This is a genomic window from Hyphomicrobiales bacterium (genome assembly GCA_017642935.1).
Lineage (GTDB): Bacteria > Pseudomonadota > Alphaproteobacteria > Rhizobiales > MH13 > MH13.
Window position 1 is genome coordinate 842,700 of the sequence record JAEPOK010000001.1, and the last position, 25,638, is coordinate 868,337.

The window sequence follows — 25,638 nt, forward strand, 5'->3', positions numbered from 1 at the left end:
CGTGTCGCAGCCACGCCGACCAAACGCTGCGTATTTCAGGCGTTTGGTGTGTGAAGTGTGAAGATGGACCGGCCGGATTTTCCGGGTTTCGGTGCCATCTTTTTCGCGTCTCTAAAGCCCTTTGTGGCCGGCGAGGCGGATTTAAATGATCGGATGACCTGGCAAACGCTGGCTTAGCAACGGCGGCGCAGCGCTTTCCAGGTGATCTGATACCGGGCGATCCACCCCCTGAGGTCGCTTCGGTCTTGGGTCCATAAAAGGAGCGGACATGGCGACTATCGACGTGGCAAATACCTCAACGACTTCTGATCTTTCCCGCAAAATGAATACGGTACCGGTGACGAGCTTCTCTGTTCGCTCGCGCCCGCGGCGCATGTTTGGCAACATTCGCGAAGTTGCCGATATGCCCAATCTCATCGAAGTGCAGATGGCTTCCTACAATCAGTTCCTAATGGTGGATGAGCCCGAAGGCGGCCGCAACGATGATGAAGGCCTGCAGTCGGTTTTCAAATCGGTGTTCCCGATTTCTGATTTTGCCGGCACGGCGATGCTGCAGTTCGTGCGCTACGAATTCGAACCGCCGAAATACGATGTGGATGAGTGCCGCCAGCGCGGGATGACATTCTCTGCGCCGCTGAAAGTGAATCTTCAGCTGATCGTGTTCGATGTCGATGAAGAAACCGGCGCCAAATCGGTCAAAGATATCAAAGAGCAAGACGTCTATATGGGCGATATGCCGCTGATGACGACGAACGGTACGTTCATCGTCAACGGCACCGAGCGTGTGATCGTTTCTCAGATGCACCGTTCGCCAGGCGTGTTCTTCGATCATGACAAGGGCAAGAGCCACTCGTCCGGCAAGCTGCTGTTCGCGGCCCGCATCATCCCTTATCGCGGCTCCTGGCTCGACATTGAGTTCGATGCCAAGGACATCGTGCACGCACGTATCGACCGTCGCCGGAAAATTCCAGTGTCATCGCTGCTCTATGCACTGGGTCTCGATACCGAGGAAATTCTGAGCACCTATTACACGTCCTCGGTGCACACCAAGACCAAGAATGGTTGGAAGACGGCCTACGATCCGGCGAAGATGGAGGGCATGAAGGTCACCCGTGACCTGATCAACGATGCCACCGGTGAGGTTGCTGTTGAGTCCGGCAAGAAGGTCACCCCGCGTCAGGCCAAGCGCGTGGCGGACGAAGGTTTGAAAAACCTGCGGGTCGAAGCTGAAGACATGATCAGCCAGTATCTGGCTGAAGACGTCGTCAACATGGAAACCGGCGAAATCTACGCTGAAGCCGGCGAGGAAATCACCGAAGAGCTGATGGAACAGCTGCTTGAGCTTGGCTTCAAGTCGCTCACTCTGCTCGACATCGACCATGTGAACACCGGCGCCTATATCCGCAACACGCTGATGGCTGACAAGAACGAAAGCCAAGCTGAAGCGCTGTTCGATATCTACCGCGTGATGCGTCCCGGTGAGCCGCCGACCATTGAAGCGGCTGAGGCGATGTTCCAGTCGCTGTTCTTCGATCCGGAGCGCTATGACCTGTCGGCTGTTGGGCGCGTGAAAATGAATATGCGCCTTGACCTCGACGCCGAGGACACGGTGCGCACGCTGCGCAAGGAAGACATTTTGGAAGTTCTGCGCACGCTGCTCGATCTGCGTGACGGCAAGGGCGAAATCGACGATATCGACAATCTCGGCAACCGCCGTGTGAGGTCGGTCGGCGAGCTGATGGAAAACCAGTATCGCGTCGGTCTACTGCGGATGGAGCGCGCCATCAAGGAGCGCATGTCGTCGGTCGAAATCGGCACGGTGATGCCGCAGGATCTGATCAACGCCAAACCTGCGTCTGCCGCTGTGCGCGAGTTCTTTGGTTCCTCGCAGCTCTCGCAGTTCATGGACCAGACAAACCCGCTGTCGGAAATCACCCATAAGCGCCGTCTTTCGGCGCTTGGACCGGGTGGTCTGACGCGTGAACGCGCAGGCTTTGAGGTGCGCGACGTGCACCCGACACATTATGGTCGTATCTGCCCGATTGAAACGCCGGAAGGCCCGAATATCGGTCTGATCAACTCGCTGGCAACGTTCGCTCGTGTGAACAAATACGGCTTCATCGAAACGCCGTATCGCAAGGTGAACGACGGCAATGTGACCGACGATGTCGTGTTCCTGTCGGCGATGGAAGAGGCGCGCCACTACATCGCGCAGGCCAACTCGGAACTTGATGATGATGGTAACTTCATCAACGAGTTGGTCGTCTGCCGTCACCAATCGGATGTGATGCTCACCCCGCGCGAGCGCGTTGATCTGATGGACGTTTCGCCGAAGCAGCTCGTTTCGGTCGCTGCCTCGCTGATTCCGTTCCTTGAGAACGATGACGCCAACCGCGCGCTAATGGGCTCGAACATGCAGCGTCAGGCTGTGCCGTTGGTGCGCGCTGAAGCACCGCTGGTCGGTACCGGCATGGAGCGGATCGTGGCGCAGGATTCTGGCGCTGCCATTGGTGCACGCCGCACTGGTATCGTGGAACAGGTGGACGCGACGCGTATCGTGATCCGTGCCACCGAAGACCTCGATCCAGGTCGTCCGGGCGTTGATATCTACCGCTTGATGAAGTTCCAGCGGTCGAACCAGAACACCTGCATCAACCAGCGTCCGCTTGTGACGATTGGTGATGAGGTGAAGAAGGGCGAGATCATCGCTGACGGTCCGTCGACCGAGATGGGTGAGCTGGCGCTCGGCAAAAACGTGCTCGTCGCGTTCATGCCGTGGAACGGTTACAACTTCGAGGATTCCATTCTGATGTCGGAGCGCATCGTGAAAGACGATGTGTTCACCTCCATCCACCTTGAAGAGTTCGAGGTGATGGCGCGCGACACCAAGTTGGGCCCTGAAGAGATTACTCGCGATATTCCGAACGTGTCGGAAGAGGCGCTGAAGAACCTTGATGAGGCCGGCATGGTCTATATCGGGGCTGAGGTCGAAGCTGGCGACATTCTTGTCGGCAAGATCACGCCGAAGGGCGAAAGCCCGATGACGCCGGAAGAAAAGCTTCTGCGCGCCATCTTCGGTGAAAAAGCCTCCGATGTGCGCGACACGTCTTTGCGTGTGCCACCAGGTGTGAAGGGGACCATTGTTGAGGTCCGCGTCTTCAACCGTCACGGCATCGATAAGGATGAGCGCGCGATCGCCATCGAGCGTGAGGAAATCGAACGCCTCGGCAAAGACCGCGATGACGAGCAGGCGATCCTCGATCGCAACGTCTACGGTCGCCTCGCCGACATGCTGTCCGGTAAGGACGGCATTGCCGGACCGAAGGGTTACAAGAAAGGCACGAAGATCACGACTGACGTGCTCAACGAGTACCCGCGGTCGCAGTGGTGGACGTTCGCGCTCGACGACGACACGCTGATGGGTGAGATCGAAGCGCTGCGCGCGCAGTACGATGAATCCAAGGAACAGCTGGAACAGCGGTTCATGGACAAGGTCGAAAAACTGCAGCGTGGTGATGAGCTTCCCCCAGGTGTGATGAAGATGGTCAAAGTCTTCATCGCCGTGAAGCGCAAGATCCAGCCGGGCGATAAAATGGCCGGCCGCCACGGCAACAAAGGCGTGGTGTCAAAGATCGTGCCGCAGGAAGACATGCCCTTCCTCGATGACGGAACGCCGGTCGATGTGGTGTTGAACCCGCTCGGTGTGCCATCGCGTATGAACGTGGGACAGATCCTGGAAACCCATATGGGTTGGGCCTGTTCCGGTCTTGGCAAGTCGATCCAGAAGGCGGTCGATGCTTACAAGGCTGAGGCCAATGTGGCGCAGCTGGAAGAGCGGATCAGCACGATCTATGGCGATGCCGTTGAGGTCGACAAGCTTTCGGAAGGCGAGATTGTCGGTCTTGGCAAGCAGCTTTCCAAGGGTGTGCCGATTGGTACGCCGGTCTTTGATGGTGCCCGTGAGCCGGATGTGGCCGAGATGCTGGAAAAGGCAGGTCTCGATCGTTCCGGTCAGGTGACCCTCTATGATGGCCGCACTGGCGATCAGTTCGACCGCAAGGTGACGGTTGGGTACAAATATGTGCTCAAGCTGCATCACTTGGTGGACGATAAGATCCACGCCCGTTCGATCGGACCGTACTCGCTTGTTACCCAGCAGCCGCTGGGCGGTAAGGCGCAGTTCGGTGGTCAGCGCTTCGGTGAGATGGAAGTGTGGGCGCTTGAGGCGTATGGCGCGGCCTACACGCTTCAGGAGATGCTCACCGTCAAGTCCGATGACGTGGCCGGTCGTACCAAGGTGTACGAGGCGATTGTCCGCGGCGAGGACGCGTTTGAAGCTGGCATTCCCGAAAGCTTCAATGTGCTCGTCAAAGAGATGCGGTCTCTTGGCCTCAATGTGGAGTTGGCGCAGAGCGAGGAAGACGAAGATGATGAGGGCATCATCGACGTTGAAATCCCAACGCAGGACGCTGCCGAGTAACGAACAAAGATACCAAGGGGCAGGGCGCTTTGCGTCCCGTCCCTTGGAGCGCGTGAACGATTGAATTGCCCGGGTCTGACGACAAGCCGATAGCGCAAGGCTTGAAGTAGACCCCTTAGGAGACACGCTTTGAACCAGGAAATCCAAAACGTCTTTGGCCGTGACGTTCAGTCCACGATGCCAAGTTTTGACCAGATCCGCATTTCACTTGCGAGCCCGGAGAAAATTCTCTCCTGGTCGTATGGCGAGATCAAAAAGCCTGAAACGATCAACTACCGTACGTTCAAGCCCGAGCGGGACGGCCTTTTCTGTGCGCGTATTTTTGGCCCGATCAAGGACTATGAGTGCTTGTGCGGCAAATACAAGCGCATGAAATATAAAGGTATTATCTGCGAGAAGTGCGGCGTTGAAGTCACGCTGACCAAGGTGCGCCGCGAGCGCATGGGCCATATTGAGTTGGCCGCGCCGGTTGCGCACATCTGGTTCCTGAAATCGCTGCCGTCGCGCATTGCAACGCTGCTCGACATGGCGCTCAAAGATGTGGAGCGGGTGCTCTACTTTGAGAACTATGTCGTCACCGAGCAGGGCCTGACGCCGCTCGCTCCCTATCAGCTGATGTCGGAAGAAGAGTATCTTCAGGCGCAGGATGAGTATGGCGCGGACTCGTTCACCGCCATGATTGGCGCCGAAGCAATCCGCAAGCTTTTGGGCGACCTTGATCTGCCGGTGCTGCGCGAGCAGCTTCGCGTGGAGATGGTGGAAGCCACCGGCGAGCTGAAGCCGAAAAAGCTTGCCAAGCGCATCAAGCTGATCGACGCGTTTCTCAATTCTGGCAACAAGCCGGAATGGATGATCATGACCGTAGTGCCGGTCATTCCTCCCGATTTGCGCCCGCTGGTGCCGCTGGATGGCGGACGTTTTGCGACGTCTGACCTCAACGACCTGTATCGCCGTGTGATCAACCGGAACAACCGCTTGAAGCGGCTGATCGAGCTACGCGCGCCGGACATCATCATCCGCAACGAGAAGCGCATGCTTCAGGAAGCGGTTGATGCGCTGTTTGACAATGGTCGCCGAGGCCGCGTCATCACCGGTGCCAACAAGCGTCCGCTGAAATCGCTTGCCGATATGCTCAAAGGCAAGCAGGGCCGGTTCCGTCAGAACCTGCTCGGCAAGCGTGTTGACTATTCGGGTCGCTCGGTGATCGTGACCGGTCCTGAACTGAAACTGCACCAGTGCGGCCTGCCGAAGAAGATGGCGTTGGAGCTGTTCAAGCCGTTCATTTATGCGCGCCTTGATGCCAAGGGCTATTCCAACACAGTCAAGCAAGCCAAGAAGCTGGTCGAGAAAGAGCGTCCGGAAGTTTGGGATATCCTCGATGAGGTGATCCGCGAGCATCCGGTGATGCTCAACCGTGCGCCGACGCTGCACCGTTTGGGCATCCAGGCGTTTGAGCCGGTGCTCATCGAAGGCAAGGCCATTCAGCTTCATCCGCTGGTTTGTACCGCCTTTAACGCGGACTTTGACGGCGATCAGATGGCTGTGCACGTTCCGCTGTCGCTGGAGGCGCAGCTGGAAGCGCGCGTCCTGATGATGTCGACCAACAATATTCTGCACCCGGCCAATGGTCAGCCGATCATCGTGCCGTCGCAGGATATGGTTCTTGGCCTCTACTACCTGACCATCGAAGCCGACAATGAGCCTGGCGAAGGCATGGTGTTCGGTTCGACCGGTGAGGTGCAGGCTGCGCTGGATGCGAAGATCATCACGCTGCACACCAAGATCAAAGGCCGCTACAAAACGGTCGACGAAGCCGGCAACATGATTTCGGAGATCCACGATACGACCGCCGGTCGCTATCTGCTCGCCGACCTGCTGCCGAAGAACGTCAAGGTGCCGTTCGATGCCGCCAACCGTCTGATGACCAAAAAGGAAATCAGCCGGATGATCGACGCCGTCTATCGTGCGTGTGGGCAGAAAGAGACGGTTATCTTCGCCGATCAGGTGATGGGCTTTGGTTTCCGCCAGGCCTGTAAGGCTGGCATTTCGTTCGGTAAGGACGACATGGTGATCCCCGACACCAAGAAGGGCCTCGTTGATGAGACCCGGACCATGGTTGAGGAGTTCGAGCAGCAGTACAATGACGGTCTGATCACCCAGGGTGAGAAGTACAACAAGGTTGTTGATGCTTGGGCCAAGTGCTCCGACAAAGTGGCCGATGAAATGATGGGCCGCATCTCCGCTGTTGAGATCGACGAGGAAACCAACCGTCAGAAGCCTATCAACTCGGTTTACATGATGGCGCACTCCGGTGCCCGTGGTTCGCCGGCACAGATGAAACAGCTTGCCGGTATGCGTGGCCTGATGGCCAAGCCCGATGGCTCGATCATCGAGACGCCGATCACGTCGAACTTTAAAGAAGGTTTGACCGTGATGGAGTATTTCAACTCCACACACGGTGCCCGCAAGGGTCTGGCCGATACGGCGCTGAAGACGGCCAACTCCGGCTATCTGACTCGCCGCCTTGTCGATGTGGCGCAGGATTCGATCATCAGTCAGGTGGATTGCGGCAGCGAAAACGGCATTCGCGTTCAAGCGATTGTCGATGCCGGGCAGGTTGTCGCCTCGCTGGGTCAGCGCGTCCTTGGACGTACGGCTGCTGATGACGTCATCCACCCCGAAACGCTGGAAGTGGTTGTTGCCAAAGGATCGCTCATCGATGAGAAGATGGTGACGGCCATCGAAGAGAGCGGCGTGCAGGGCGTGAAAATCCGTTCGGTGCTCACCTGTGAGACCCGTCACGGCGTTTGCGGCACCTGTTATGGCCGTGACCTTGCACGTGGTACGCCGGTGAACATGGGTGAAGCTGTCGGCGTTATCGCCGCGCAGTCGATTGGTGAGCCGGGCACCCAGCTGACGATGCGTACGTTCCATATCGGTGGTACGGCGCAGGTGGTGGATAGCTCGTTCATCGAGTCAGGCCATGAAGGCAAGATCACGCTGCGCAATCGTTCGATCTCCCGCAACACGGAAGGTCATTTGATTGCAACGGGTCGCAACATGTTCATCGTTGTCACCGACGATCAGGGCAATGAAGCTGCCGTACACCGCGTGACCTATGGTTCGCGTTTGTTGATCGAGGAGGGCGACATCGTCCGCCGTGGTCAGCGCATGGCCGAGTGGGATCCTTACACCCGTCCAATCCTTGCCGATGTTGACGGTCTGGTTGAGTTCGAAGATTTGGTCGATGGCGTGTCCATGTCCGAGCAGGTCGATGAAGTCACCGGTATCGCCAAGCGTCTGATCATCGACTGGCGTTCAACGCCGCGCGGCGCTGACCTGCGTCCAGCGATGGTGATCAAGGACAAGAAGGGCGAGATCCTCAAGACCGCACGCGGTGGCGATGCTCGTGCCCTGTTGCCTGCCGATGCCGTGCTTTCGGTGTCGCCTGGCGACAAGGTGAAAGCCGGTGACGTGTTGGCGCGTATCGCGCTTGAAAGTGCGAAGACGCGTGACATCACCGGTGGTCTGCCGCGTGTTGCCGAACTGTTCGAAGCGCGTCGTCCGAAAGATGCGGCCATCATGGCCGACATTGACGGCGTGGTGCGTTTTGGCCGCGATTACAAGAACAAGCGTCGGATTTCGATCCAGCCGCACGAAGAAGGTATGGAGCCAGCTGAATATCTGATCCCGAAATCCAAGCACATGCAGCTTCAGGATGGGGATGAGGTTCAGAAGGGTGACTTCCTGATCGATGGTCTGCCCGCACCGCACGACATTCTTGCGGTCAAGGGCGTGGAAGAGTTGGCGGCCTATCTCGTCAACGAAATCCAAGAGGTCTATCGCCTCCAGGGTGTGCTTATCAACGATAAGCATATTGAGGTGATCGTGCGTCAGATGCTGCAGAAGGTGGATATCACCGATCCAGGTGACAGTGAGTTTCTGGCCGGTGAGCAGGTTGATCGCATCGAGCTTGAAGAGCTCAATGAACAGCTGACCGCCGATGGCAAGAAACCAGCGTCCGGTACGCCGGTCCTGCTGGGCATCACCAAAGCCTCGCTGCAGACACGTTCGTTCTTCTCAGCGGCATCGTTCCAGGAGACCACGCGTGTGCTCACCGAGGCGGCCGTCAACGGTAAGGTCGATACGCTTGAAGGCTTGAAGGAAAACATCATTGTGGGTCGTCTGATCCCCGCCGGTACTGGCCGAATGATGAACAAGATCAAGCAGGTTGCGCAGAAGCGCGATGATCTCATCCTCGATGCTCGCGAAGCCGAACCCGTTGTGGACGTCGAAGCGGTTCTGGAAGATCTGTCCGAGCAGACGCCGGCCGAGTAGGTCGAAGTCTTCTCCAACAAGAATCAAGGCCGCTGGAATCAGGTGTGATTCCAGCGGCCTTTTACCCTCTAGGGTGCCCATTGATGCGACGAACTTTTGTTGCGTCTCAGCCGTCGCAAACGCACAGTTTGCAAAGGGTGGATGAGGGCGGAACACGAAGGCTGGCCTTATGATTGCCGCAGCGGGCGTTTCTGGCCGGAAATTGCCGCAGGGGGCTTGACCAACACCCCTCTGCATCGTATCTCCCGCTCACTTTTGCGGCAGGCCGTGGTTCGCAAAGCCGATTAGCTTGTGCCAATTCGCAAGTGGGCTTCGTACCAAACGCTGCTTTGACTGGCTGCAAATTGAAGCATGTCACGATCCGGAGTTCGCTCCTGGTCCTCTGATTGCAAAGCGCCCGGGGGTTTCCCCAAGGGGCGCTTTGTTTGTTGTCGTTAAGGTACGCGTCTTTTGGCTTTGACCTGGGCGCAATCGATGAGGCGAAAAGCTGTTGGCCAATTGGGCCAGCGCGTTCGACCAAAAAGGAAGAGGCTTAGATGCCAACAATTAATCAGCTGATCCGCAAGCCGCGCCAGGCTCCGGTCAAGCGTAACAAAGTTCCGGCTCTGGAGCAGAACCCGCAAAAGCGCGGCGTTTGCACCCGTGTCTACACCACCACCCCGAAGAAGCCGAACTCGGCCCTTCGTAAGGTTGCCAAGGTGCGCCTTGTGAATGGCTTTGAAGTGATCGGTTACATCCCGGGCGTCGGCCACAACCTGCAGGAGCACTCGGTTGTGATGCTTCGCGGTGGCCGCGTGAAGGATTTGCCGGGCGTGCGTTATCACATTCTGCGCGGTGTTCTGGATACCCAGGGCGTTAAAGACCGTAAGCAGCGTCGTTCCAAATACGGCGCCAAGCGTCCTAAGTAAGGGTAAGAAGCGATGTCACGTCGTCACGCAGCCGAAAAGCGCGTCGTCAACCCTGATCCCAAGTTCGGTGATCTGGTTGTCTCCAAATTCATGAACGCCATCATGATTGATGGCAAAAAATCTGCCGCTGAGCGCATTGTTTATGGTGCCTTCGACACCATCGAAACACGCACCGGTCAGAACCCGTTGGAAGTGTTCCATCAGGCTCTGGGCAACGTGTCTCCATCGGTTGAGGTTCGTTCACGCCGTGTTGGTGGTGCAACCTACCAGGTGCCGGTTGAAGTGCGCACCGAGCGTCGCCAGGCACTGGCCATCCGTTGGCTGATCGCCGCCGCACGTGGACGCAATGAAAACACCATGGTCGATCGCCTGTCGGGTGAAATGCTGGACGCTTCCAGCAACCGCGGCACCGCCGTGAAAAAGCGCGAAGACACGCACCGGATGGCCGATGCCAACCGCGCGTTCTCGCACTATCGCTGGTAATTTTGAACCGTTTGGTTCGCTAAGGAGCATCCCCCCATGGCACGCGACTACGTCATTGAGGACTATCGCAATTTCGGCATCATGGCTCACATTGATGCTGGCAAGACGACGACGACCGAGCGCATCCTGTATTACACAGGCAAGTCGCACAAAATCGGCGAAGTGCATGATGGCGCTGCCACCATGGACTGGATGGAACAGGAACAAGAGCGCGGCATCACGATCACGTCCGCTGCGACCACCACGTTCTGGGAAGGCCGTGACGGCAAGAAGCGTCGCTTCAACATCATTGATACGCCAGGCCACGTTGACTTCACCATTGAAGTTGAGCGTTCGCTGCGCGTGCTCGATGGCGCGATTGCACTCCTGGACGCCAATGCCGGCGTCGAACCGCAGACCGAAACCGTGTGGCGCCAGGCTGACAAGTACCACGTGCCGCGTATGATCTTCGTCAACAAGATGGACAAGATCGGTGCTGATTTCTATCGCTCCGTCGAGATGATCGAAGAGCGCCTGGGCGCAACACCTGCCGTCGTTCAACTGCCGATCGGTTCCGAGAACGAGTTCGCCGGTGTCGTTGATCTCATCGAGATGAAGGCGTTGGTTTGGAAGTCTGAAAACCTTGGCGCTGAGTGGGATGTCGTTGACATCCCGGCTGATTTGCAAGAGCGCGCCGAAGAGTTCCGCGAGAAACTCATCGAGACCGTCGTGGAAGTCGATGATGAAGCCATGGACGCCTATCTTGAAGGCACCATGCCGGACAACGACACCATTCGTCGCTTGATCCGCAAGGGTACGTGTAACGTTGATTTCTTCCCTGTGTTCTGTGGCTCTGCTTTTAAGAACAAGGGCGTCCAGCCGCTGCTCGATGCTGTGGTTGATTATTTGCCTAGCCCGGTCGACATCCCCGCCATCAAAGGTATCGATGTGAAGACCGAAGCTGAGGCGGACCGCAAAGCATCTGATGATGAGCCGCTTTCGCTTCTGGCGTTCAAGATCATGAACGACCCGTTTGTTGGCTCGCTAACCTTCTGCCGCATCTATTCGGGCGTGCTGGAGCAGGGTTCGACGCTGCTGAACTCGGTGAAAGACAGGAAAGAGCGTGTTGGCCGTATGATGCTGATGCACTCCAACAGCCGTGAAGACATCAAGATCGCCTATGCGGGCGACATTGTTGCCATCGCTGGCCTGAAGGAAACAACAACGGGTGACACGCTGTGTGATCCGCAAAGCGCTGTTATTCTTGAGCGTATGGAATTCCCTGAGCCGGTCATCGAGATCGCAATCGAGCCTAAAACCAAGGCTGATCAGGAGAAGATGTCCATCGCTCTTAACCGTCTGGCGGCTGAAGATCCTTCTTTCCGCGTGAAGGTCGACCATGAATCAGGTCAGACCATCATTGCCGGTATGGGCGAGTTGCACCTCGACATTCTGGTTGATCGCATGAAGCGTGAGTTCAAGGTTGAGGCCAATATCGGCCAGCCGCAGGTGGCCTATCGCGAAACCATCACCAAGACCGCTGATGTGGACTACACCCACAAGAAGCAGTCGGGTGGTTCGGGTCAGTTTGCCCGCGTGAAGATCACAATCGAGCCGGGCGAGGCCAATTCCGGTTACGTGTTCACCGACACAGTGGTCGGCGGCAATGTGCCCAAGGAATACATCCCAGGCGTTGAAAAGGGCATTGGCTCGGTCATGTCTTCGGGTCCGATTGCCGGCTTTCCTATGCTCGACATCACTGCCACGCTGACCGATGGCGCCTACCACGATGTGGACTCCTCGGTTCTTGCCTTTGAGATCGCTGGTCGTGCCGCGTTCCGCGAAGCTGTTCAAAAGGCTGGCCCAAAACTGCTTGAGCCGGTGATGAAGGTCGAGGTCGTAACCCCGGATGAGTATGCCGGATCGGTGATGGGCGATCTCAACTCTCGCCGTGGTCAGATCCAGGGCACCGAGACCCGTGGTGTTGCCACGGTGATCAACGCCTTCGTGCCGCTGGCCAACATGTTTGGCTATGTGTCAGCGCTGCGATCCTCCACGCAGGGCCGCGCGCAGTACACCATGCAGTTTGATCATTATGAGCAGGTTCCGCAAGCAATCGCGGAAGAAGTTAAGTCCAAATACGCTTAACCCAAGCGTTCTTGCGACCCCCAAGATTAACACGACGTCAGTCGAGATTACGGAGAGCCTAAGATGGCGAAAGAGAAGTTTGAGCGTAACAAGCCGCATGTGAATGTTGGCACGATTGGTCATGTTGACCATGGCAAGACGACGTTGACGGCGGCGATCACGAAGTATTTTGGCGATTTCAAAGCCTATGATGAGATCGATGGTGCGCCTGAAGAGCGCGCGCGCGGTATCACCATTTCGACCGCTCACGTTGAGTATGAGACGGACAACCGTCACTACGCCCATGTCGACTGCCCAGGCCATGCTGACTATGTGAAGAACATGATCACCGGTGCTGCGCAGATGGATGGCGCGATCCTGGTGTGCTCGGCTGCCGATGGCCCGATGCCGCAGACCCGCGAGCACATTCTGCTGGCCCGTCAGGTCGGTGTGCCGGCGCTTGTCGTGTTCATGAACAAGGTTGACCAGGTCGACGATGAAGAGCTGCTTGAGCTCGTCGAAATGGAAATCCGTGAGCTGCTCTCGTCCTACGACTTCCCGGGCGATGATATCCCCATCATTGCCGGTTCGGCTCTGGCCGCTCTGGAAGGCAAGACGCCTGAGATCGGTGAGACCAAGATCCGCGAACTGATGGAGCAGGTAGACAGCTACATCCCACAACCTGAGCGTCCGGTGGACCAGCCGTTCCTGATGCCGATCGAAGATGTGTTTTCGATCTCCGGCCGCGGTACGGTTGTGACCGGTCGTGTGGAGCGCGGTGTGGTGAATGTGGGCGACGAGATCGAAATCGTCGGCATCCGCGACACCCAGAAGACGACCTGCACGGGCGTTGAGATGTTCCGTAAGCTGCTTGATCGCGGTGAAGCGGGTGACAATATCGGTGCGCTGCTGCGCGGTGTCGGCCGTGAAGATGTTGAGCGTGGCCAGATCCTCTGCAAGCCGGGTTCGGTGACGCCGCACACCAAGTTTGTGGCTGAGGCTTACATCCTGACGAAGGAAGAGGGTGGCCGTCACACGCCGTTCTTCACCAACTACCGTCCGCAGTTCTACTTCCGCACGACCGATGTGACCGGCATCGTGACGCTGAAGGAAGGCACCGAGATGGTGATGCCGGGCGACAATGTTGAGATCAATGTTGATCTGATCGTGCCGATTGCGATGGAAGAGAAGCTGCGCTTCGCTATCCGCGAAGGCGGCCGCACCGTCGGCGCAGGCGTCGTCTCAAAAATCGTCGAGTAGACAGACTTATAGCGCGCGGTGCGCCACATGGTGGCCGCGCGCTTTTTCGTTCCCTCGTGAGGCTCCAAGGGTGGGGCGTCACACAGAAGATAGGCAGAAGGTTCGGCCATGAACGGACAGAACATTCGAATTCGGTTGAAAGCGTTCGACCATCGTGTCCTCGACACGTCGACCGTTGAAATCGTTTCGACCGCCAAGCGGACGGGTGCGCAGGTGCGCGGTCCCATCCCGTTGCCGACGCGGATTGAAAAATTCACGGTCAACCGCTCGCCGCACATCGACAAGAAGAGCCGCGAGCAGTTCGAGATCCGCACGCATAAGCGGCTTTTGGACATCATCGACCCGACGCCACAAACAGTGGACGCGCTGATGAAGCTCGATTTGTCCGCTGGCGTGGATGTGGAAATCAAGCTGGGCGGCTAAAGCCGTCAGCTTTCAAGAAACAAGCGTTTGAAACGCGATTAGAAGGACGAGACCCATGCGGTCAGGACTTATCGCACAGAAGGTGGGCATGACCCGCATCTTCGCCGAGGACGGGCGTCATATCCCCGTGACGGTTTTGAAGATCGACAATTGCCAGGTGGTTGGCCACCGCACCATGGAAAAGAATGGCTACACGGCCATGCAGCTGGGTTGCGGCCTGGCGAAGGTGAAGAACACGACCAAAGCTGAGCGCGGCGCATTTGCCAAAGCAAATGTCGAGCCGAAGCGCAAAGTCGTCGAGTTCCGCGTGTCAGAAGACAATTTGGTTGATGTCGGTGCTGAGTTCACCGCCGATCATTTTGTTCCTGGCCAATATGTGGACGTGTCCGGCACGTCGATCGGTAAAGGGTTTGCCGGTGCGATGAAGCGGCACAATTTCGGCGGCCTTCGCGCATCGCACGGCGTGTCGATTTCGCACCGTGCGCATGGTTCTACCGGTCAGTGTCAGGATCCCGGCAAAGTCTTCAAAGGCAAGAAGATGGCCGGCCAGATGGGCAATGAGCGCGTGACCACGCAGAACTTGAAAGTGGTCAAGACTGACGTCGAGCGCGGCCTGATCATGGTTGAAGGCTCGGTGCCTGGCGCCAAGGGCGGCTGGATCATGGTGCGTGACGCCGTGAAAAAGTCTCTGCCTGGCGACGTGCCAACTCCAGGTGCCTTCCGCGCACCGGCTGGCGCTGCAACGGAAACTGCGCAAGTTGAGGAGGCCGTCTAATGGATATCAAGGTCACCAAACTTGACGGTAAGGCTGCCGGTAAGGTCGCAGTGTCTGATGAGGTGTTCGGTCTTGAGCCGCGTGCCGATCTGCTGCAGCGCATGGTTCGCTATCAACTCGCCAAGCGCCAGACCGGCAACCACAAGACCAAGCAGCGTGCCGAGATCAATCGCACGGGCGCAAAATTCGGCAAGCAGAAGGGTGGCGGGCGTGCTCGTCACGGTTCGCGCCGCGTTGGTTCGTTCGTTGGTGGTGGTAAGGCGCACGGTCCCGTCGTTCGCTCGCACGCCCATGATCTCCCCAAGAAGGTTCGCGCTTTGGCCCTTCGTCATGCGCTTTCGTCGAAAGCTCAGACTGAGAACCTGATCGTGGTTGAAAGCTTTGCCGATGTGGAAGCCAAGACCAAAGTGGTCGCTGGCGTTCTCGGTGAGCGCGGCCTGACCAATGCGCTGTTCATTGATGGTGCTTCGGTGAATGACAATTTCGCCAAAGCTGCCCGCAACCTTCCCAATGTGGATGTGCTGCCGGTGCAGGGCATCAACGTCTACGATATTCTGCGTCGTAACACGCTGGTCCTTTCCAAGGATGCGGTCGATGCGCTGGAGGCGCGCTTCAAATGAGCTCGAACCCAAAACTCTATGACGTGATCGTCTCACCGGTGATCACTGAGAAATCGACCATGGCGTCGGAAAACGGTCAGGTGATGTTCAATGTGTCGCCGACCGCCACCAAACCTCAGATCAAACAGGCTGTGGAAGCTCTGTTTTCGGTCAAAGTGAAGGCTGTGAACACGCTGGTCCGCAAGGGCAAGGAAAAGCGCTTTCGCGGCATGATTGGTCGCCAGTCCGACGTCAAAAAGGCGATCGTGACGCTCGAAGATGGCCAGTCCATCGACGTGACGACCGGTCTTTAAGGCGAAGTAAGGATTTAGAACAATGGCATTGAAGACATTCAATCCGACATCGCCGGGACGCCGCCAGTTGGTTGCCGTCGACCGTTCGGCCCTGCACAAGGGCAAGCCGGTCAAGCAGCTTACCGAAGGTCTGTCGTCGAAGGGCGGTCGCAACAACACCGGTCGCATCACGGTGCGTCGTCGTGGTGGCGGCGTGAAGCGCACCTACCGCATCATCGATTTCAAGCGTCGCGAGAAGCTGGGTGTTTTCGGTACGGTCGAACGTCTTGAGTACGATCCCAACCGCACGGCGTTTATTGCACTGGTTACCTACGATGATGGCGATCAGGCCTACATCCTGGCGCCGCAGCGTTTGGCCGAAGGCGACAAGGTCGTTTCCGACACCAAGGCCGATGTTAAGCCGGGCAACGCCATGCCGCTTGCGTCTATGCCGGTCGGTACGATCATCCACAATGTGGAGCTGAAGATCGGAAAGGGCGGTCAGATCGCACGCTCAGCTGGCGCCTATGCTCAGCTGGTTGGTCGCGACGGCGCCTATGCCATTGTGCGTCTGCAATCAGGTGAACAGCGTCTCATTCATGGCCAGTGCTTTGCATCGGTCGGTGCGGTTTCCAATCCCGACCATATGAACACCAATCTCGGCAAAGCCGGTCGCGCCCGTTGGCTCGGTCGTCGCCCGTCGGTTCGTGGTGTGGTTATGAACCCGGTCGATCACCCCCATGGTGGTGGTGAAGGTCGGACTTCAGGTGGCCGTCACCCTGTGACGCCGTGGGGTAAGCCAACCAAAGGTAAGCGGACCCGCTCGAACAAAGCGACCGACAAATTCATCATTCGCTCGCGCCATCAGCGCAAGAAGAAGTAACGGAGCTCCCATGTCACGTTCGGTATGGAAAGGCCCGTTTATCGACGGGTACATTTTAAAGAAGGCCGATAAGGCGCGCGAAAGCGGTCGCAACGATGTGATCAAGATCTGGTCGCGCCGCTCGACCATCTTGCCGCAGTTCGTCGGTCTGACCTTTGGCGTCTACAACGGCCAGAAGCACATTCCGGTTTCGATCTCGGAAGACATGATCGGCCACAAGTTCGGCGAGTTCGCGCCCACGCGCACCTATTACGGCCACGCCGCCGACAAGAAGGCAAAGAGGAAGTAAGATGGGCAAAGCATCGCGTGAACGCTCGCTTGCTGACAATGAAGCACAGGCGGTTGTCCGTCGTCTTCGCATCAGCCCGCAGAAGCTGAACTTGGTCGCTGCGATGATCCGCGGCAAGAAGGTCGATAAGGCGCTGGCCGATCTGACCTTCTCGCGCAAGCGCATCGCTGTGGACGTGAAAAAGGCGCTGGAATCGGCCATCGCCAATGCGGAAAACAATCATGATCTGGACGTCGACAATCTTGTCGTTGCCCAGGCGTTCGTCGGCAAGGCGCTGGTGATGAAACGCTGGCAGCCGCGTGCGCGCGGTCGCGTCGGTCGGATTCAGAAGCCGTTTTCGAACCTGACGATCGTTGTTCGCGAAGTTGAGGAGGCCGCTTAATGGGCCAGAAAGTCATCCCCACAGGCTTGCGCCTGGGCATCAACCAGACGTGGAACTCGCGTTGGTTTGCTGACAACGATTACGCCAAGCTGCTGCATGAAGATCTGAAGATCCGCAAGTTCATCACTGAGAAGCTGCCGACCTTCGTGAAAAGCGACGGTGGCCGCAACAAGGGTGGTGCTGATCCGGCGATCTCAAAGATTGTCATCGAGCGTCCTTTGAAGAAATGCCGGATTTCGATCCACACGGCCCGTCCAGGTTTCATCATCGGGCCAAAAGGCGACAACATCGAGAAATTGCGCCGCGCAATTTCGAAGATGACCGACAGCGAAGTGCATCTCAACATTGTTGAAGTGCGCAAGCCTGACACTGACGCAACACTGGTTGCTCAGTCTATTGCTTCGCAGCTGGAGCGTCGCGTTGCTTTCCGCCGTGCCATGAAGCGCGCCGTGCAGAACGCCATGAAAGCTGGCGCTCTTGGTATCCGGATCAACTCCGGTGGTCGTCTTGGTGGCGCTGAGATTGCGCGTGTCGAGTGGTACCGCGAAGGCCAGGTGCCGCTGCACACGCTGCGCGCCGATGTCGATTATGGCACCGCTGAAGCCAAGACCGCTTACGGGATCATTGGCATCAAGGTTTGGATCTACAAAGGCGAGATCATGGAACATGATCCGCTTGCGTCAGAACGCCGTGCTTTGGAAGCCTCCGGTGGTGGTGGCGGGCGTCGCCGCGACTAGGGCGCAAAGAGTTCGCTCGGCCGACCGAACTTGGCGGCTGAGCTTGCATGACCAGAAATTTGAGGATGTGCCTTGCGTCCGTGGCTTCCACGGAGACCGGGCATGAGAAACAGGAACGAAGACGATGCTTCAGCCGAAACGTACCAAGTTTCGCAAACAGCATAAGGGCCGCATCAAGGGCGCGGCGAAGGGCGGCACGACGCTGACCTTCGGTGCCTTTGGCCTGAAAGCTCAAGAGCCTGAGCGTGTGACTGCACGCCAGATCGAGGCCGCTCGCCGTGCCATGACGCGTCACATGAAGCGTGCTGGACGTGTTTGGATTCGCATCTTCCCCGATGTGCCGGTGACCAAGAAGCCGACCGAAGTGCGTATGGGTAAGGGTAAAGGCTCTGTGGAATACTGGGCCGCAAAAGTGAAGCCTGGCCGGATCATGTTCGAGATTGATGGTGTGTCGGAAGATGTGGCGCGCGAGGCTCTTCGCCTTGCTGCGATGAAGCTTCCGGTGAAAACCCGTTTCGTTCAGCGTATCGGCGAATAGCGGCAGGAGACCAGAGAGATGAAAGCGCAAGACGCAGCCCTCATGACCCCTGACCAGCTTGTAGACGAGTTGGTGAAGCTGAAGAAAGAGCAGTTCAATCTGCGCTTCCAGCGCGCCACGGGTCAGCTTGAAAACACCGCGCGGTTTCGGCAGGTTCGCCGGTCCATCGCGCGTATCAACACTGTGCTGAACGCCAAGCGGCGCGAAGCGGCGAGCGCCTAAGCGTTCGTCACGAGGAGAGACACTATGCCAAAACGCGTTCTGCAAGGCACCGTGGTGAGCGATAAGACAGACAAGACGGTCACCGTGCTTGTCGAGCGTCGCTTCACACACCCGCTGCTGAAGAAGACCGTGCGTCGGACTAAGAAGTACCACGCGCACGATGCTGACAATGCCTTCAAGACCGGCGACATCGTTCTTATCGAAGAATGCCGTCCGCTCTCGAAGTCGAAGAATTTCATGGTTCTGGCCGATGAGTCGCGCGCGCTGATGGCGTCGCACGGTTAATCGCTCAGCTCTATTTGTAAGAAAGGCATACGGCCATGATTCAGATGCAAACAAACCTCGACGTCGCCGATAATTCCGGCGCTCGCCGTGTTATGTGCATCAAGGTCCTGGGCGGCTCCAAGCGTAAGTACGCTGGCGTGGGCGACATCATTGTCGTCTCCGTGAAGGAAGCCATCCCCCGGGGTCGGGTAAAAAAGGGTGATGTGATGAAGGCGGTCGTTGTACGCACCGCCAAGGACATCCGTCGTCCCGACGGTTCGGTTATCCGTTTTGATCGCAACGCTGCTGTTCTGGTGAACAACAACAAAGAGCCGATCGGTACACGTATCTTTGGCCCGGTGCCGCGCGAGCTGCGCGCCAAGAGCCACATGAAGATCATCTCGCTTGCACCGGAGGTGCTGTAACCATGGCTGCTAAGATCAAAAAAGGCGACACCGTTGTTGTGCTCGCTGGCCGCGACAAGGGTCGCTCGGGCCAGGTCATGCAGGTGATGCCGCGCGAGAACCGCGCTTTGGTGCAGGGTGTGAACCTGGTGAAACGTCACCAGCGCCAGACCCCGAACTCCGAAGGTGGCATCATCACCAAGGAAGCGCCGATCCAGCTTTCGAACGTCGCTCTGCGCGACCCGAAAGATGGCAAGCCGACGCGCGTCCGTTTCCAGATTCAAGACGACGGCACCAAGGTGCGCGTCGCCAGCCGCTCGGGAGAAGCGATCGATGGCTGATTACACACCCCGCATGAAGTCGCTCTATGAGAGCGAGATCAAGGGCAAGCTGAAGGAAGAGTTTTCCTACGCGAACCCGATGCAGATCCCTGCGCTGGATAAGATCGTGCTGAACATGGGCGTCGGCGAAGCTGTCGGTGATTCCAAGAAGGTGCGCACCGCTGCTGAGGACCTCACAGCGATCGCCGGTCAAAAGGCTGTCGTCACGCATGCTCGCAAGTCGATTGCCGGCTTCAAAGTGCGTGAAGAGATGCCGCTCGGCGTGAAGGTGACGTTGCGCAAGACGCGCATGTACGAGTTTCTGGATCGCCTGGTGACGATCGCGCTTCCGCGCGTGCGTGACTTCCGCGGCCTGAACCCGAAAAGCTTCGATGGCAACGGCAATTACGCCATGGGCATCAAAGAGCACATCGTGTTCCCCGAGATCGACTATGACAAGGTTGATCAGGTTTGGGGTTTCGACGTGATCGTTTGCACCACGGCGGACAATGACGATGAAGCGCGAGCCCTGCTCAAGCACTTCAATTTCCCGTTCCGTACGAACTGACGCGTTTTTCAAAGGATAGATGACAGATGGCTAAGAAAAGCGCCGTTGAAAAGAACAACCGCCGCCGCAAATTGGTCGACCAGTATGCTGCTCGGCGCGCTGAATTGAACGCAATCGTTCACGACAAGAGTGCAAGCCCGGAAGAGCGCTTCAATGCGACGATGAAGCTGGCGCAGTTGCCGCGTTCATCGTCGAAGACGCGCATTCGCAACCGCTGCAACGTAACCGGCCGCCCGCGCGCTTACTATCGTAAGCTGGGTATGTCGCGTATCGCGCTGCGTGAGTTGGGCCTTCGGGGCGATGTCCCCGGCCTCGTGAAATCAAGCTGGTAGGAGGATCTTCAACGATGGCGATGACAGATCCGATTGGTGATATGCTGACGCGCATTCGTAATGCGCAGATGCGGAACAAAACAAGCGTTATTGCGCCAGCTTCCAAGCTGCGCGAGCGCGTTCTGCAGGTTTTGGCGGACGAAGGTTACATTCGCGGCTATTCGCGGACAGAGCTTGGTGACGGCAAATCCGAAATCAGCATTGAGCTGAAATATTTCGATGGTGCGCCGGTGATCCGCCGCATCGAGCGCGTGTCCAAGCCGGGCCGCCGCGTTTACGCTTCTGTGCGCAACATTCCGACCGTTAACAACGGGCTGGGTGTTTCGATCCTGTCGACGCCGAAGGGCGTGATGGCGGATCATCAGGCACGCGAAGAAAATGTTGGTGGCGAGGTTTTGTGCCAGGTCTTCTAAGCAGGTCCATCAAGGATTTGGCTTAGGGAAACCGGCCCAAGAAAAGGAAGAGATTGATGTCTCGTATCGGTAAGAAACCGGTCGCGCTGCCAAGTGGCGTCACGGCCAACATCGACGGTCAGACCGTCTCGGTCAAAGGCCCGAAAGGCGAGTTGGCTGTCACGGTGGTTTCGGAGTGCGACGTTGCTCTGGGCGACGACGGTATCGAAGTCAGCCCGCGCGGCCAGGACAAGCGTTCACGCTCCATGTGGGGCATGTCGCGCACGCTGGTGAACAACATCGTGGTCGGCGTCTCGGAAGGCTTTGAGAAGAAGCTGGAACTGAACGGCGTTGGTTACCGCGCCCAGGCGCAGGGATCGAAACTGACCCTGGCGCTCGGCTATTCCAACGATGTGATCTACGATTTGCCGGACGGCGTGTCCGTGGCTGTGCCAAAACCGACTGAGATCGTGCTGTCGGGTATCGACAAGCAGCGCGTCGGCCAGGCGGCAGCGGAAATCCGCAAGTTCCGTCCGCCCGAGCCCTACAAAGGCAAAGGCATAAAATATGCGGAGGAGTACATTTTCCGCAAAGAAGGCAAGAACAAGTAAGGCATTTGGGTTGCCGCTTTTGGCCGTCCCAAACTGCTTGGGAGACGTCCGTGCGGTGCTCCACTTCTAAAAGGCAGAAACAATGGCACACAAAACATCCACCGAGCGACGCCGCGAGCGCGTGCGTCGACAGGTTCGCAAAGTTGCAAACGGTCGTCCGCGTCTTTCGGTGTACCGTTCCGGTCGTCACATCTATGCGCAGATCATCGATGATTTGGCTGGCCGCACCGTGGCTGCCGCCTCGTCTTTGGAAAAAGACATGCGTTCCAGCCTGAAAACCGGTGCTGACACCAATGCCGCGGCCGAGGTTGGCAAACTGGTTGCATCGCGCGCCAAAGAAGCTGGCGTTGAAAATGTCGTCTTCGATCGTGGCGCCTATCGCTATCATGGCCGGGTGAAGGCACTTGCCGATGCGGCCCGCGAAGGCGGCCTGAACTTCTAACGTTAAGCGAGGGCGTTTAAGCGCCCGAAACTCTCAGTGGCTCTGTGCCTTTGGCACAACCGCAATTTCCTCCCGATCAGTTTAGTCGCTGATCGCACTTAGCAGCTGGCTCCATCTTGGGGTCCCTGCAAGACAAACACTAGGATAGACACATGGCACAGCGCCCATCTCGTGATCGTCACAATCGCGACGAAGAAAAAAGCGAATTCGTCGACAAGCTGGTTCACATCAACCGCGTTTCAAAAACGGTGAAGGGCGGTAAACGCTTTGGTTTCGCCGCTCTCGTTGTTGTCGGAGACCAGAAGGGCCGTGTCGGCTTTGGCCACGGCAAGGCGCGCGAAGTGCCTGAGGCGATCCGCAAGGCAACCGAATCGGCCAAGCGTGGCATGATCCGTGTGCCGCTGCGCGAAGGCCGCACGCTGCACCACGACGTTAAAGGCCGCCACGGCGCCGGCAAAGTTCTGCTGCGCGCAGCACCGGCAGGTACCGGCATCATTGCCGGTGGCCCGATGCGTGCCGTTTTTGAGACGCTTGGCATCCAGGATATCGTTGCCAAGTCGCAAGGCACGTCGAACCCTTACAATATGGTCCGCGCAACCTTCGACGCTCTGCGCGAAGAAGACAGCCCCCGTTCAGTGGCGGCACGCCGCGGCCTGAAAGTCTCGGTCCTCCAGGCACGACGTGGCGATGTCGCTGCGGTTGACGCCTAAGCGATCGATCAAGAGCAAGGAAAAGAACGATGGCACAGTCCAAGACCATCACGGTTGAGCAGATCGGAAGCCCGATTGGCCGTCAGCCTGACCAACGCGCCACGCTTGTCGGCCTTGGTCTCAACAAGATGCGCCGCCAGCGCACGCTGGAAGATACCCCAGCGGTGCGCGGCATGATCGACAAGGTGCGCCATCTGGTGCGCGTCGTCGACGACAAGTAACACGCCAAGGTCGCCAAGAAGGCGGCCTTTGCTTCGTCTAAAAGCGAGCGGCGCGGGCAGGGCAGATTGCCAAAAATCCCCGTCGCGCAAGTGGAGACAGACCCATGAAACTCAATGAACTTTCCCCCAAGCCAGGCTCTGCAAAAACGAAAAAACGCGTTGGTCGCGGTATCGGTTCGGGCAAGGGCAAGACGTCTGGTCGCGGTGTCAAAGGCCAGAAGGCGCGTTCCGGCGTTGCCATTAAGGGCTTTGAAGGCGGCCAGATGCCGATGTATCGCCGCCTGCCCAAGCGCGGCTTTAACAACATCTTCTCCAAGGCCTATTCGGAAGTGAATGTCGGCCGGATTCAGCAGGCCGTTGATGCCGGCAAGATCGACGCCAAAGCCAAGCTCGATGCTGCTGCTCTCGTTGATGCTGGTGTTATCACCAAGCTTGAAAAAGATGGTGTGCGGCTGCTTGGTAACGGAGAGTTGAAAGCTGCCATCGAGATCAGCGTTGCCGGTGCCTCAAAAGGGGCCATCGCAGCGGTTGAAAAGGCTGGCGGCAAGGTCCACATCGAAGAAACCAAAGAAGCGTCCGGCAAAGCCGGGGCGAGCAAAGCCGCCGCAGAGTAAACACCAGCCGTCGTGGCCCGTCAGAGGCGGGCCACCGTCGCGTTGGTAGCCGCGGTTTGGCCAAAGGAATTGAAGACGCATGGCATCAGCAGCTGAGCAGCTAGCTTCAAACTTCTCCCTCAAAGCGTTCGGTAAGGCCGAAGAGCTCAAAAAGCGCATCTGGTTCACGCTGGGTGCGCTTTTGGTCTATCGGTTGGGAACCTACATCCCGATGCCTGGTATCGAGCCGGATGCTTTTGCTGCGGCTTTCAACCAGGCAGCGCAGGGCGTTGTTGGCTTGTTCAACATGTTCACTGGCGGTGCCGTGGAGCGCATGGCGGTGTTTGCGTTGGGCATCATGCCCTACATCACCGCCTCGATTATCATTCAGCTGATGACGACGGTGTCGCCGAAGCTTGAAGCCTTGAAGAAAGAAGGCGAGGCGGGCCGCAAGGTCATCAACCAGTACACGCGCTACGGCACGGTGTTTCTGGCCGCGATCCAGGCCTACGGCATTTCGGTTGGTCTGGAATCCTCCGGCACGATCGTCACCGATCCGGGCTGGTTCTTCCGTCTGACGACCGTCATCACGTTGGTTGGCGGCACGATGTTCCTGATGTGGCTCGGTGAGCAGATCACGGCGCGCGGCGTCGGTAATGGTATCTCGCTGATTATCTTTGCTGGCATTGTTGCCGAGCTGCCCCGTGCGTTGGCACAGACGCTTGAACTGGGTCGTCAGGGCGCCATTGGCACCGGAATCATTCTGACCATCATCGTTCTGGCAATCGTCGTGATTGCGTTCATCGTGTTCGTTGAGCGTGCCCAGCGCCGGCTTCTCATTCAGTATCCCAAGCGCCAGGTCGGCAACCGGATGACGCAGGGCGAAAGCTCACACCTGCCGCTGAAGCTGAACACCGCTGGTGTTATCCCACCGATCTTTGCGTCCTCGTTGCTGCTCTTGCCGGCGACGCTGGCGGGCTTCTCTGATGGCACAGAAGCGACCGGGTGGATCACCACGCTCACGGCCCTACTTGGCCACGGGCAGCCGGCCTACATGCTGCTTTATGCGGCTGGTATCATCTTCTTCGCGTTCTTCTACACGGCTATCGTGTTCAACCCGGCTGATACCGCCGACAATCTGCGCAAGCATGGCGGGTTCATCCCCGGCATTCGTCCCGGTGAACGCACGGCGAACTATATCGATTTTGTGTTGACGCGGATCACGGTGGCCGGTGCGGCGTATCTGACCATCGTATGTCTCATACCCGAATTCCTCATTTCCTATTCGGGCGTTCCCTTCTATTTCGGAGGCACATCGCTTCTCATCGTGGTCTCGGTGACCATGGATACCGTTCAACAGGTGCAAGGGCATTTGCTTGCGCACCAGTATGAGGGGCTGGTGAAGAAGTCGAAACTCCGGGGGAAACGTAGATGAGATTGATCCTTCTTGGACCGCCAGGTGCGGGCAAGGGAACCCAGGCCGCGCGCCTTGTTGAGACCTATAACATTCCGCAGCTTTCCACCGGCGATATGCTGCGTGCGGCTGTGGCAGCCGGCACCGAAACGGGCCTGAAGGCGAAGGCGGTCATGGAAGCCGGTGATCTGGTGTCCGATGAGATCGTCAATCAGATCGTTTCGGATCGTATCTCTGAGCCCGATTGCGCGCGCGGTTTCATCTTGGATGGCTATCCGCGGACGCTTCAGCAGGCGGATGCGGTTGAAGAGATCCTGAAGAAGAAGGGCCGCCGTCTGGATGCCGTTCTTGAACTGGTCGTTGATGACCGGGCCTTGGTGGGACGGATTGTCAAACGCGCCGAAGATGCCAAGGCGGCCGGTCAACCGGTGCGCAAAGATGATACGCCCGAAGTGTTCGATGAGCGCTTGCGGGCCTATTACAAAAGCACCGCGCCGCTGACCGGCTACTATTACGCCAAAGGCAATCTGAAGACGGTGAACGGCATGGCCTCGATCGACGAGGTCACCGCTGAGATCAACTCGGTCTTGAAGGCGCTTTAGGGCGCAAAAATTGGACCAAAAGTGCGAATTTCCGAGGCGCTGCGCTGGT

Annotated in this window: 29 protein-coding genes; all 29 read left to right on the forward strand. The window is 57.8% G+C overall.

Annotated elements, in window-relative coordinates:
• Positions 1–322 precede the first annotated feature (322 nt).
• Complete coding sequence (rpoB, locus tag JJ917_03990; protein ID MBO6697972.1) at positions 323–4,480, forward strand: DNA-directed RNA polymerase subunit beta; 4,158 nt, start codon at positions 323–325, stop codon at positions 4,478–4,480.
• Between the two features lie 129 nt (positions 4,481–4,609).
• Positions 4,610–8,818 carry a DNA-directed RNA polymerase subunit beta' gene (gene rpoC, locus JJ917_03995; protein MBO6697973.1) on the forward strand — a complete coding sequence of 1,403 codons (4,209 nt, stop codon included), beginning with the start codon at positions 4,610–4,612 and terminating at the stop codon, positions 8,816–8,818.
• A 536-nt stretch (positions 8,819–9,354) separates the two neighbouring features.
• Entirely contained in the window at positions 9,355–9,726 is a 372-nt protein-coding gene (locus JJ917_04000) for a 30S ribosomal protein S12 (protein MBO6697974.1), read from the forward strand.
• A 12-nt stretch (positions 9,727–9,738) separates the two neighbouring features.
• Positions 9,739–10,209, forward strand: coding sequence for a 30S ribosomal protein S7 (rpsG, locus tag JJ917_04005; protein MBO6697975.1), 471 nt, complete (start codon positions 9,739–9,741; stop codon positions 10,207–10,209).
• A gap of 36 nt (positions 10,210–10,245) precedes the next feature.
• Entirely contained in the window at positions 10,246–12,336 is a 2,091-nt protein-coding gene (gene fusA, locus JJ917_04010) for an elongation factor G (protein ID MBO6697976.1), read from the forward strand.
• A 63-nt stretch (positions 12,337–12,399) separates the two neighbouring features.
• Positions 12,400–13,575 carry an elongation factor Tu gene (tuf, locus tag JJ917_04015; protein ID MBO6697977.1) on the forward strand — a complete coding sequence of 392 codons (1,176 nt, stop codon included), beginning with the start codon at positions 12,400–12,402 and terminating at the stop codon, positions 13,573–13,575.
• A 108-nt stretch (positions 13,576–13,683) separates the two neighbouring features.
• Positions 13,684–13,998 (forward strand): 30S ribosomal protein S10, encoded by a 315-nt coding sequence (gene rpsJ / locus JJ917_04020; protein ID MBO6697978.1) that lies wholly within the window; start codon positions 13,684–13,686, stop codon positions 13,996–13,998.
• Positions 13,999–14,053: 55 nt separating this feature from the next.
• A complete protein-coding gene (gene rplC, locus JJ917_04025) occupies positions 14,054–14,773 on the forward strand; it encodes a 50S ribosomal protein L3 (GenBank protein ID MBO6697979.1) in 720 nt (239 codons plus the stop codon).
• Positions 14,773–15,393: a 50S ribosomal protein L4 gene (gene rplD, locus JJ917_04030; GenBank protein ID MBO6697980.1), complete on the forward strand. Its 621-nt coding sequence runs from the start codon at positions 14,773–14,775 to the stop codon at positions 15,391–15,393. The genes rplC and rplD overlap by 1 nt, the downstream gene beginning before the upstream one ends.
• The gene (locus JJ917_04035; protein MBO6697981.1) at positions 15,390–15,686 is read left to right on the forward strand and encodes a 50S ribosomal protein L23; all 297 of its coding nucleotides are present in this window, start codon (positions 15,390–15,392) and stop codon (positions 15,684–15,686) included. Before rplD ends, JJ917_04035 begins: the two co-directional genes overlap by 4 nt.
• 22 nt (positions 15,687–15,708) lie before the next feature.
• Complete coding sequence (gene rplB, locus JJ917_04040; protein ID MBO6697982.1) at positions 15,709–16,548, forward strand: 50S ribosomal protein L2; 840 nt, start codon at positions 15,709–15,711, stop codon at positions 16,546–16,548.
• Positions 16,549–16,558: 10 nt separating this feature from the next.
• The gene (rpsS, locus tag JJ917_04045) at positions 16,559–16,837 is read left to right on the forward strand and encodes a 30S ribosomal protein S19 (GenBank protein ID MBO6697983.1); all 279 of its coding nucleotides are present in this window, start codon (positions 16,559–16,561) and stop codon (positions 16,835–16,837) included.
• A 1-nt stretch (position 16,838) separates the two neighbouring features.
• Positions 16,839–17,219: a 50S ribosomal protein L22 gene (gene rplV, locus JJ917_04050; GenBank protein ID MBO6697984.1), complete on the forward strand. Its 381-nt coding sequence runs from the start codon at positions 16,839–16,841 to the stop codon at positions 17,217–17,219.
• Positions 17,219–17,956, forward strand: coding sequence for a 30S ribosomal protein S3 (gene rpsC, locus JJ917_04055; GenBank protein MBO6697985.1), 738 nt, complete (start codon positions 17,219–17,221; stop codon positions 17,954–17,956). The genes rplV and rpsC overlap by 1 nt, the downstream gene beginning before the upstream one ends.
• A gap of 124 nt (positions 17,957–18,080) precedes the next feature.
• Positions 18,081–18,494 (forward strand): 50S ribosomal protein L16, encoded by a 414-nt coding sequence (rplP, locus tag JJ917_04060; protein MBO6697986.1) that lies wholly within the window; start codon positions 18,081–18,083, stop codon positions 18,492–18,494.
• Positions 18,495–18,512: 18 nt separating this feature from the next.
• Complete coding sequence (rpmC, locus tag JJ917_04065) at positions 18,513–18,716, forward strand: 50S ribosomal protein L29 (protein ID MBO6697987.1); 204 nt, start codon at positions 18,513–18,515, stop codon at positions 18,714–18,716.
• Positions 18,717–18,740: 24 nt separating this feature from the next.
• Positions 18,741–19,001 carry a 30S ribosomal protein S17 gene (rpsQ, locus tag JJ917_04070; protein ID MBO6697988.1) on the forward strand — a complete coding sequence of 87 codons (261 nt, stop codon included), beginning with the start codon at positions 18,741–18,743 and terminating at the stop codon, positions 18,999–19,001.
• A gap of 35 nt (positions 19,002–19,036) precedes the next feature.
• A complete protein-coding gene (gene rplN / locus JJ917_04075) occupies positions 19,037–19,405 on the forward strand; it encodes a 50S ribosomal protein L14 (protein MBO6697989.1) in 369 nt (122 codons plus the stop codon).
• A gap of 2 nt (positions 19,406–19,407) precedes the next feature.
• On the forward strand, positions 19,408–19,725 hold the full coding sequence (gene rplX, locus JJ917_04080; protein ID MBO6697990.1) for a 50S ribosomal protein L24: 318 nt from the start codon (positions 19,408–19,410) through the stop codon (positions 19,723–19,725).
• Positions 19,718–20,272 (forward strand): 50S ribosomal protein L5, encoded by a 555-nt coding sequence (gene rplE, locus JJ917_04085; protein ID MBO6697991.1) that lies wholly within the window; start codon positions 19,718–19,720, stop codon positions 20,270–20,272. Before rplX ends, rplE begins: the two co-directional genes overlap by 8 nt.
• A 26-nt stretch (positions 20,273–20,298) precedes the next feature.
• Complete coding sequence (gene rpsN, locus JJ917_04090; GenBank protein ID MBO6697992.1) at positions 20,299–20,604, forward strand: 30S ribosomal protein S14; 306 nt, start codon at positions 20,299–20,301, stop codon at positions 20,602–20,604.
• Between the two features lie 14 nt (positions 20,605–20,618).
• The gene (rpsH, locus tag JJ917_04095; protein MBO6697993.1) at positions 20,619–21,017 is read left to right on the forward strand and encodes a 30S ribosomal protein S8; all 399 of its coding nucleotides are present in this window, start codon (positions 20,619–20,621) and stop codon (positions 21,015–21,017) included.
• Between the two features lie 56 nt (positions 21,018–21,073).
• Positions 21,074–21,607 carry a 50S ribosomal protein L6 gene (gene rplF / locus JJ917_04100; GenBank protein MBO6697994.1) on the forward strand — a complete coding sequence of 178 codons (534 nt, stop codon included), beginning with the start codon at positions 21,074–21,076 and terminating at the stop codon, positions 21,605–21,607.
• Positions 21,608–21,689: 82 nt separating this feature from the next.
• Entirely contained in the window at positions 21,690–22,049 is a 360-nt protein-coding gene (gene rplR, locus JJ917_04105) for a 50S ribosomal protein L18 (protein ID MBO6697995.1), read from the forward strand.
• 152 nt (positions 22,050–22,201) lie between these two features.
• Positions 22,202–22,759: a 30S ribosomal protein S5 gene (gene rpsE, locus JJ917_04110; GenBank protein ID MBO6697996.1), complete on the forward strand. Its 558-nt coding sequence runs from the start codon at positions 22,202–22,204 to the stop codon at positions 22,757–22,759.
• Between the two features lie 29 nt (positions 22,760–22,788).
• Positions 22,789–22,980 (forward strand): 50S ribosomal protein L30, encoded by a 192-nt coding sequence (gene rpmD / locus JJ917_04115; protein ID MBO6697997.1) that lies wholly within the window; start codon positions 22,789–22,791, stop codon positions 22,978–22,980.
• 104 nt (positions 22,981–23,084) lie between these two features.
• Positions 23,085–23,594: a 50S ribosomal protein L15 gene (locus tag JJ917_04120; protein MBO6697998.1), complete on the forward strand. Its 510-nt coding sequence runs from the start codon at positions 23,085–23,087 to the stop codon at positions 23,592–23,594.
• 79 nt (positions 23,595–23,673) lie between these two features.
• Positions 23,674–25,008, forward strand: a complete 1,335-nt coding sequence (secY, locus tag JJ917_04125; GenBank protein MBO6697999.1) for a preprotein translocase subunit SecY — start codon at positions 23,674–23,676, stop codon at positions 25,006–25,008.
• Positions 25,005–25,589 carry an adenylate kinase gene (locus JJ917_04130; GenBank protein ID MBO6698000.1) on the forward strand — a complete coding sequence of 195 codons (585 nt, stop codon included), beginning with the start codon at positions 25,005–25,007 and terminating at the stop codon, positions 25,587–25,589. The genes secY and JJ917_04130 overlap by 4 nt, the downstream gene beginning before the upstream one ends.
• Positions 25,590–25,638: the final 49 nt, after the last annotated feature.

Bases quoted from the DNA above. Each gene is read 5' to 3' on its own strand.
- rplR (MBO6697995.1), top strand. From the start codon at position 21,690: ATGGCACACAAAACATCCACCGAGCGACGCCGCGAGCGCGTGCGTCGA.
- rplB (MBO6697982.1), top strand. From the start codon at position 15,709: ATGGCATTGAAGACATTCAATCCGACATCGCCGGGACGCCGCCAGTTG.
- rpsE (MBO6697996.1), top strand. From the start codon at position 22,202: ATGGCACAGCGCCCATCTCGTGATCGTCACAATCGCGACGAAGAAAAA.
- fusA (MBO6697976.1), top strand. From the start codon at position 10,246: ATGGCACGCGACTACGTCATTGAGGACTATCGCAATTTCGGCATCATG.
- tuf (MBO6697977.1), top strand. From the start codon at position 12,400: ATGGCGAAAGAGAAGTTTGAGCGTAACAAGCCGCATGTGAATGTTGGC.
- rplD (MBO6697980.1), top strand. From the start codon at position 14,773: ATGGATATCAAGGTCACCAAACTTGACGGTAAGGCTGCCGGTAAGGTC.
- rplV (MBO6697984.1), top strand. From the start codon at position 16,839: ATGGGCAAAGCATCGCGTGAACGCTCGCTTGCTGACAATGAAGCACAG.
- rplC (MBO6697979.1), top strand. From the start codon at position 14,054: ATGCGGTCAGGACTTATCGCACAGAAGGTGGGCATGACCCGCATCTTC.
- rplE (MBO6697991.1), top strand. From the start codon at position 19,718: ATGGCTGATTACACACCCCGCATGAAGTCGCTCTATGAGAGCGAGATC.
- rpsS (MBO6697983.1), top strand. From the start codon at position 16,559: ATGTCACGTTCGGTATGGAAAGGCCCGTTTATCGACGGGTACATTTTA.
- rpmC (MBO6697987.1), top strand. From the start codon at position 18,513: ATGAAAGCGCAAGACGCAGCCCTCATGACCCCTGACCAGCTTGTAGAC.
- rplF (MBO6697994.1), top strand. From the start codon at position 21,074: ATGTCTCGTATCGGTAAGAAACCGGTCGCGCTGCCAAGTGGCGTCACG.
- JJ917_04000 (MBO6697974.1), top strand. From the start codon at position 9,355: ATGCCAACAATTAATCAGCTGATCCGCAAGCCGCGCCAGGCTCCGGTC.
- rpmD (MBO6697997.1), top strand. From the start codon at position 22,789: ATGGCACAGTCCAAGACCATCACGGTTGAGCAGATCGGAAGCCCGATT.
- rplP (MBO6697986.1), top strand. From the start codon at position 18,081: ATGCTTCAGCCGAAACGTACCAAGTTTCGCAAACAGCATAAGGGCCGC.
- JJ917_04130 (MBO6698000.1), top strand. From the start codon at position 25,005: ATGAGATTGATCCTTCTTGGACCGCCAGGTGCGGGCAAGGGAACCCAG.
- secY (MBO6697999.1), top strand. From the start codon at position 23,674: ATGGCATCAGCAGCTGAGCAGCTAGCTTCAAACTTCTCCCTCAAAGCG.
- JJ917_04035 (MBO6697981.1), top strand. From the start codon at position 15,390: ATGAGCTCGAACCCAAAACTCTATGACGTGATCGTCTCACCGGTGATC.
- rpsC (MBO6697985.1), top strand. From the start codon at position 17,219: ATGGGCCAGAAAGTCATCCCCACAGGCTTGCGCCTGGGCATCAACCAG.
- rplX (MBO6697990.1), top strand. From the start codon at position 19,408: ATGGCTGCTAAGATCAAAAAAGGCGACACCGTTGTTGTGCTCGCTGGC.
- rpoB (MBO6697972.1), top strand. From the start codon at position 323: ATGAATACGGTACCGGTGACGAGCTTCTCTGTTCGCTCGCGCCCGCGG.
- rplN (MBO6697989.1), top strand. From the start codon at position 19,037: ATGATTCAGATGCAAACAAACCTCGACGTCGCCGATAATTCCGGCGCT.
- rpsH (MBO6697993.1), top strand. From the start codon at position 20,619: ATGGCGATGACAGATCCGATTGGTGATATGCTGACGCGCATTCGTAAT.
- rpsJ (MBO6697978.1), top strand. From the start codon at position 13,684: ATGAACGGACAGAACATTCGAATTCGGTTGAAAGCGTTCGACCATCGT.
- rpsN (MBO6697992.1), top strand. From the start codon at position 20,299: ATGGCTAAGAAAAGCGCCGTTGAAAAGAACAACCGCCGCCGCAAATTG.
- JJ917_04120 (MBO6697998.1), top strand. From the start codon at position 23,085: ATGAAACTCAATGAACTTTCCCCCAAGCCAGGCTCTGCAAAAACGAAA.
- rpsQ (MBO6697988.1), top strand. From the start codon at position 18,741: ATGCCAAAACGCGTTCTGCAAGGCACCGTGGTGAGCGATAAGACAGAC.
- rpsG (MBO6697975.1), top strand. From the start codon at position 9,739: ATGTCACGTCGTCACGCAGCCGAAAAGCGCGTCGTCAACCCTGATCCC.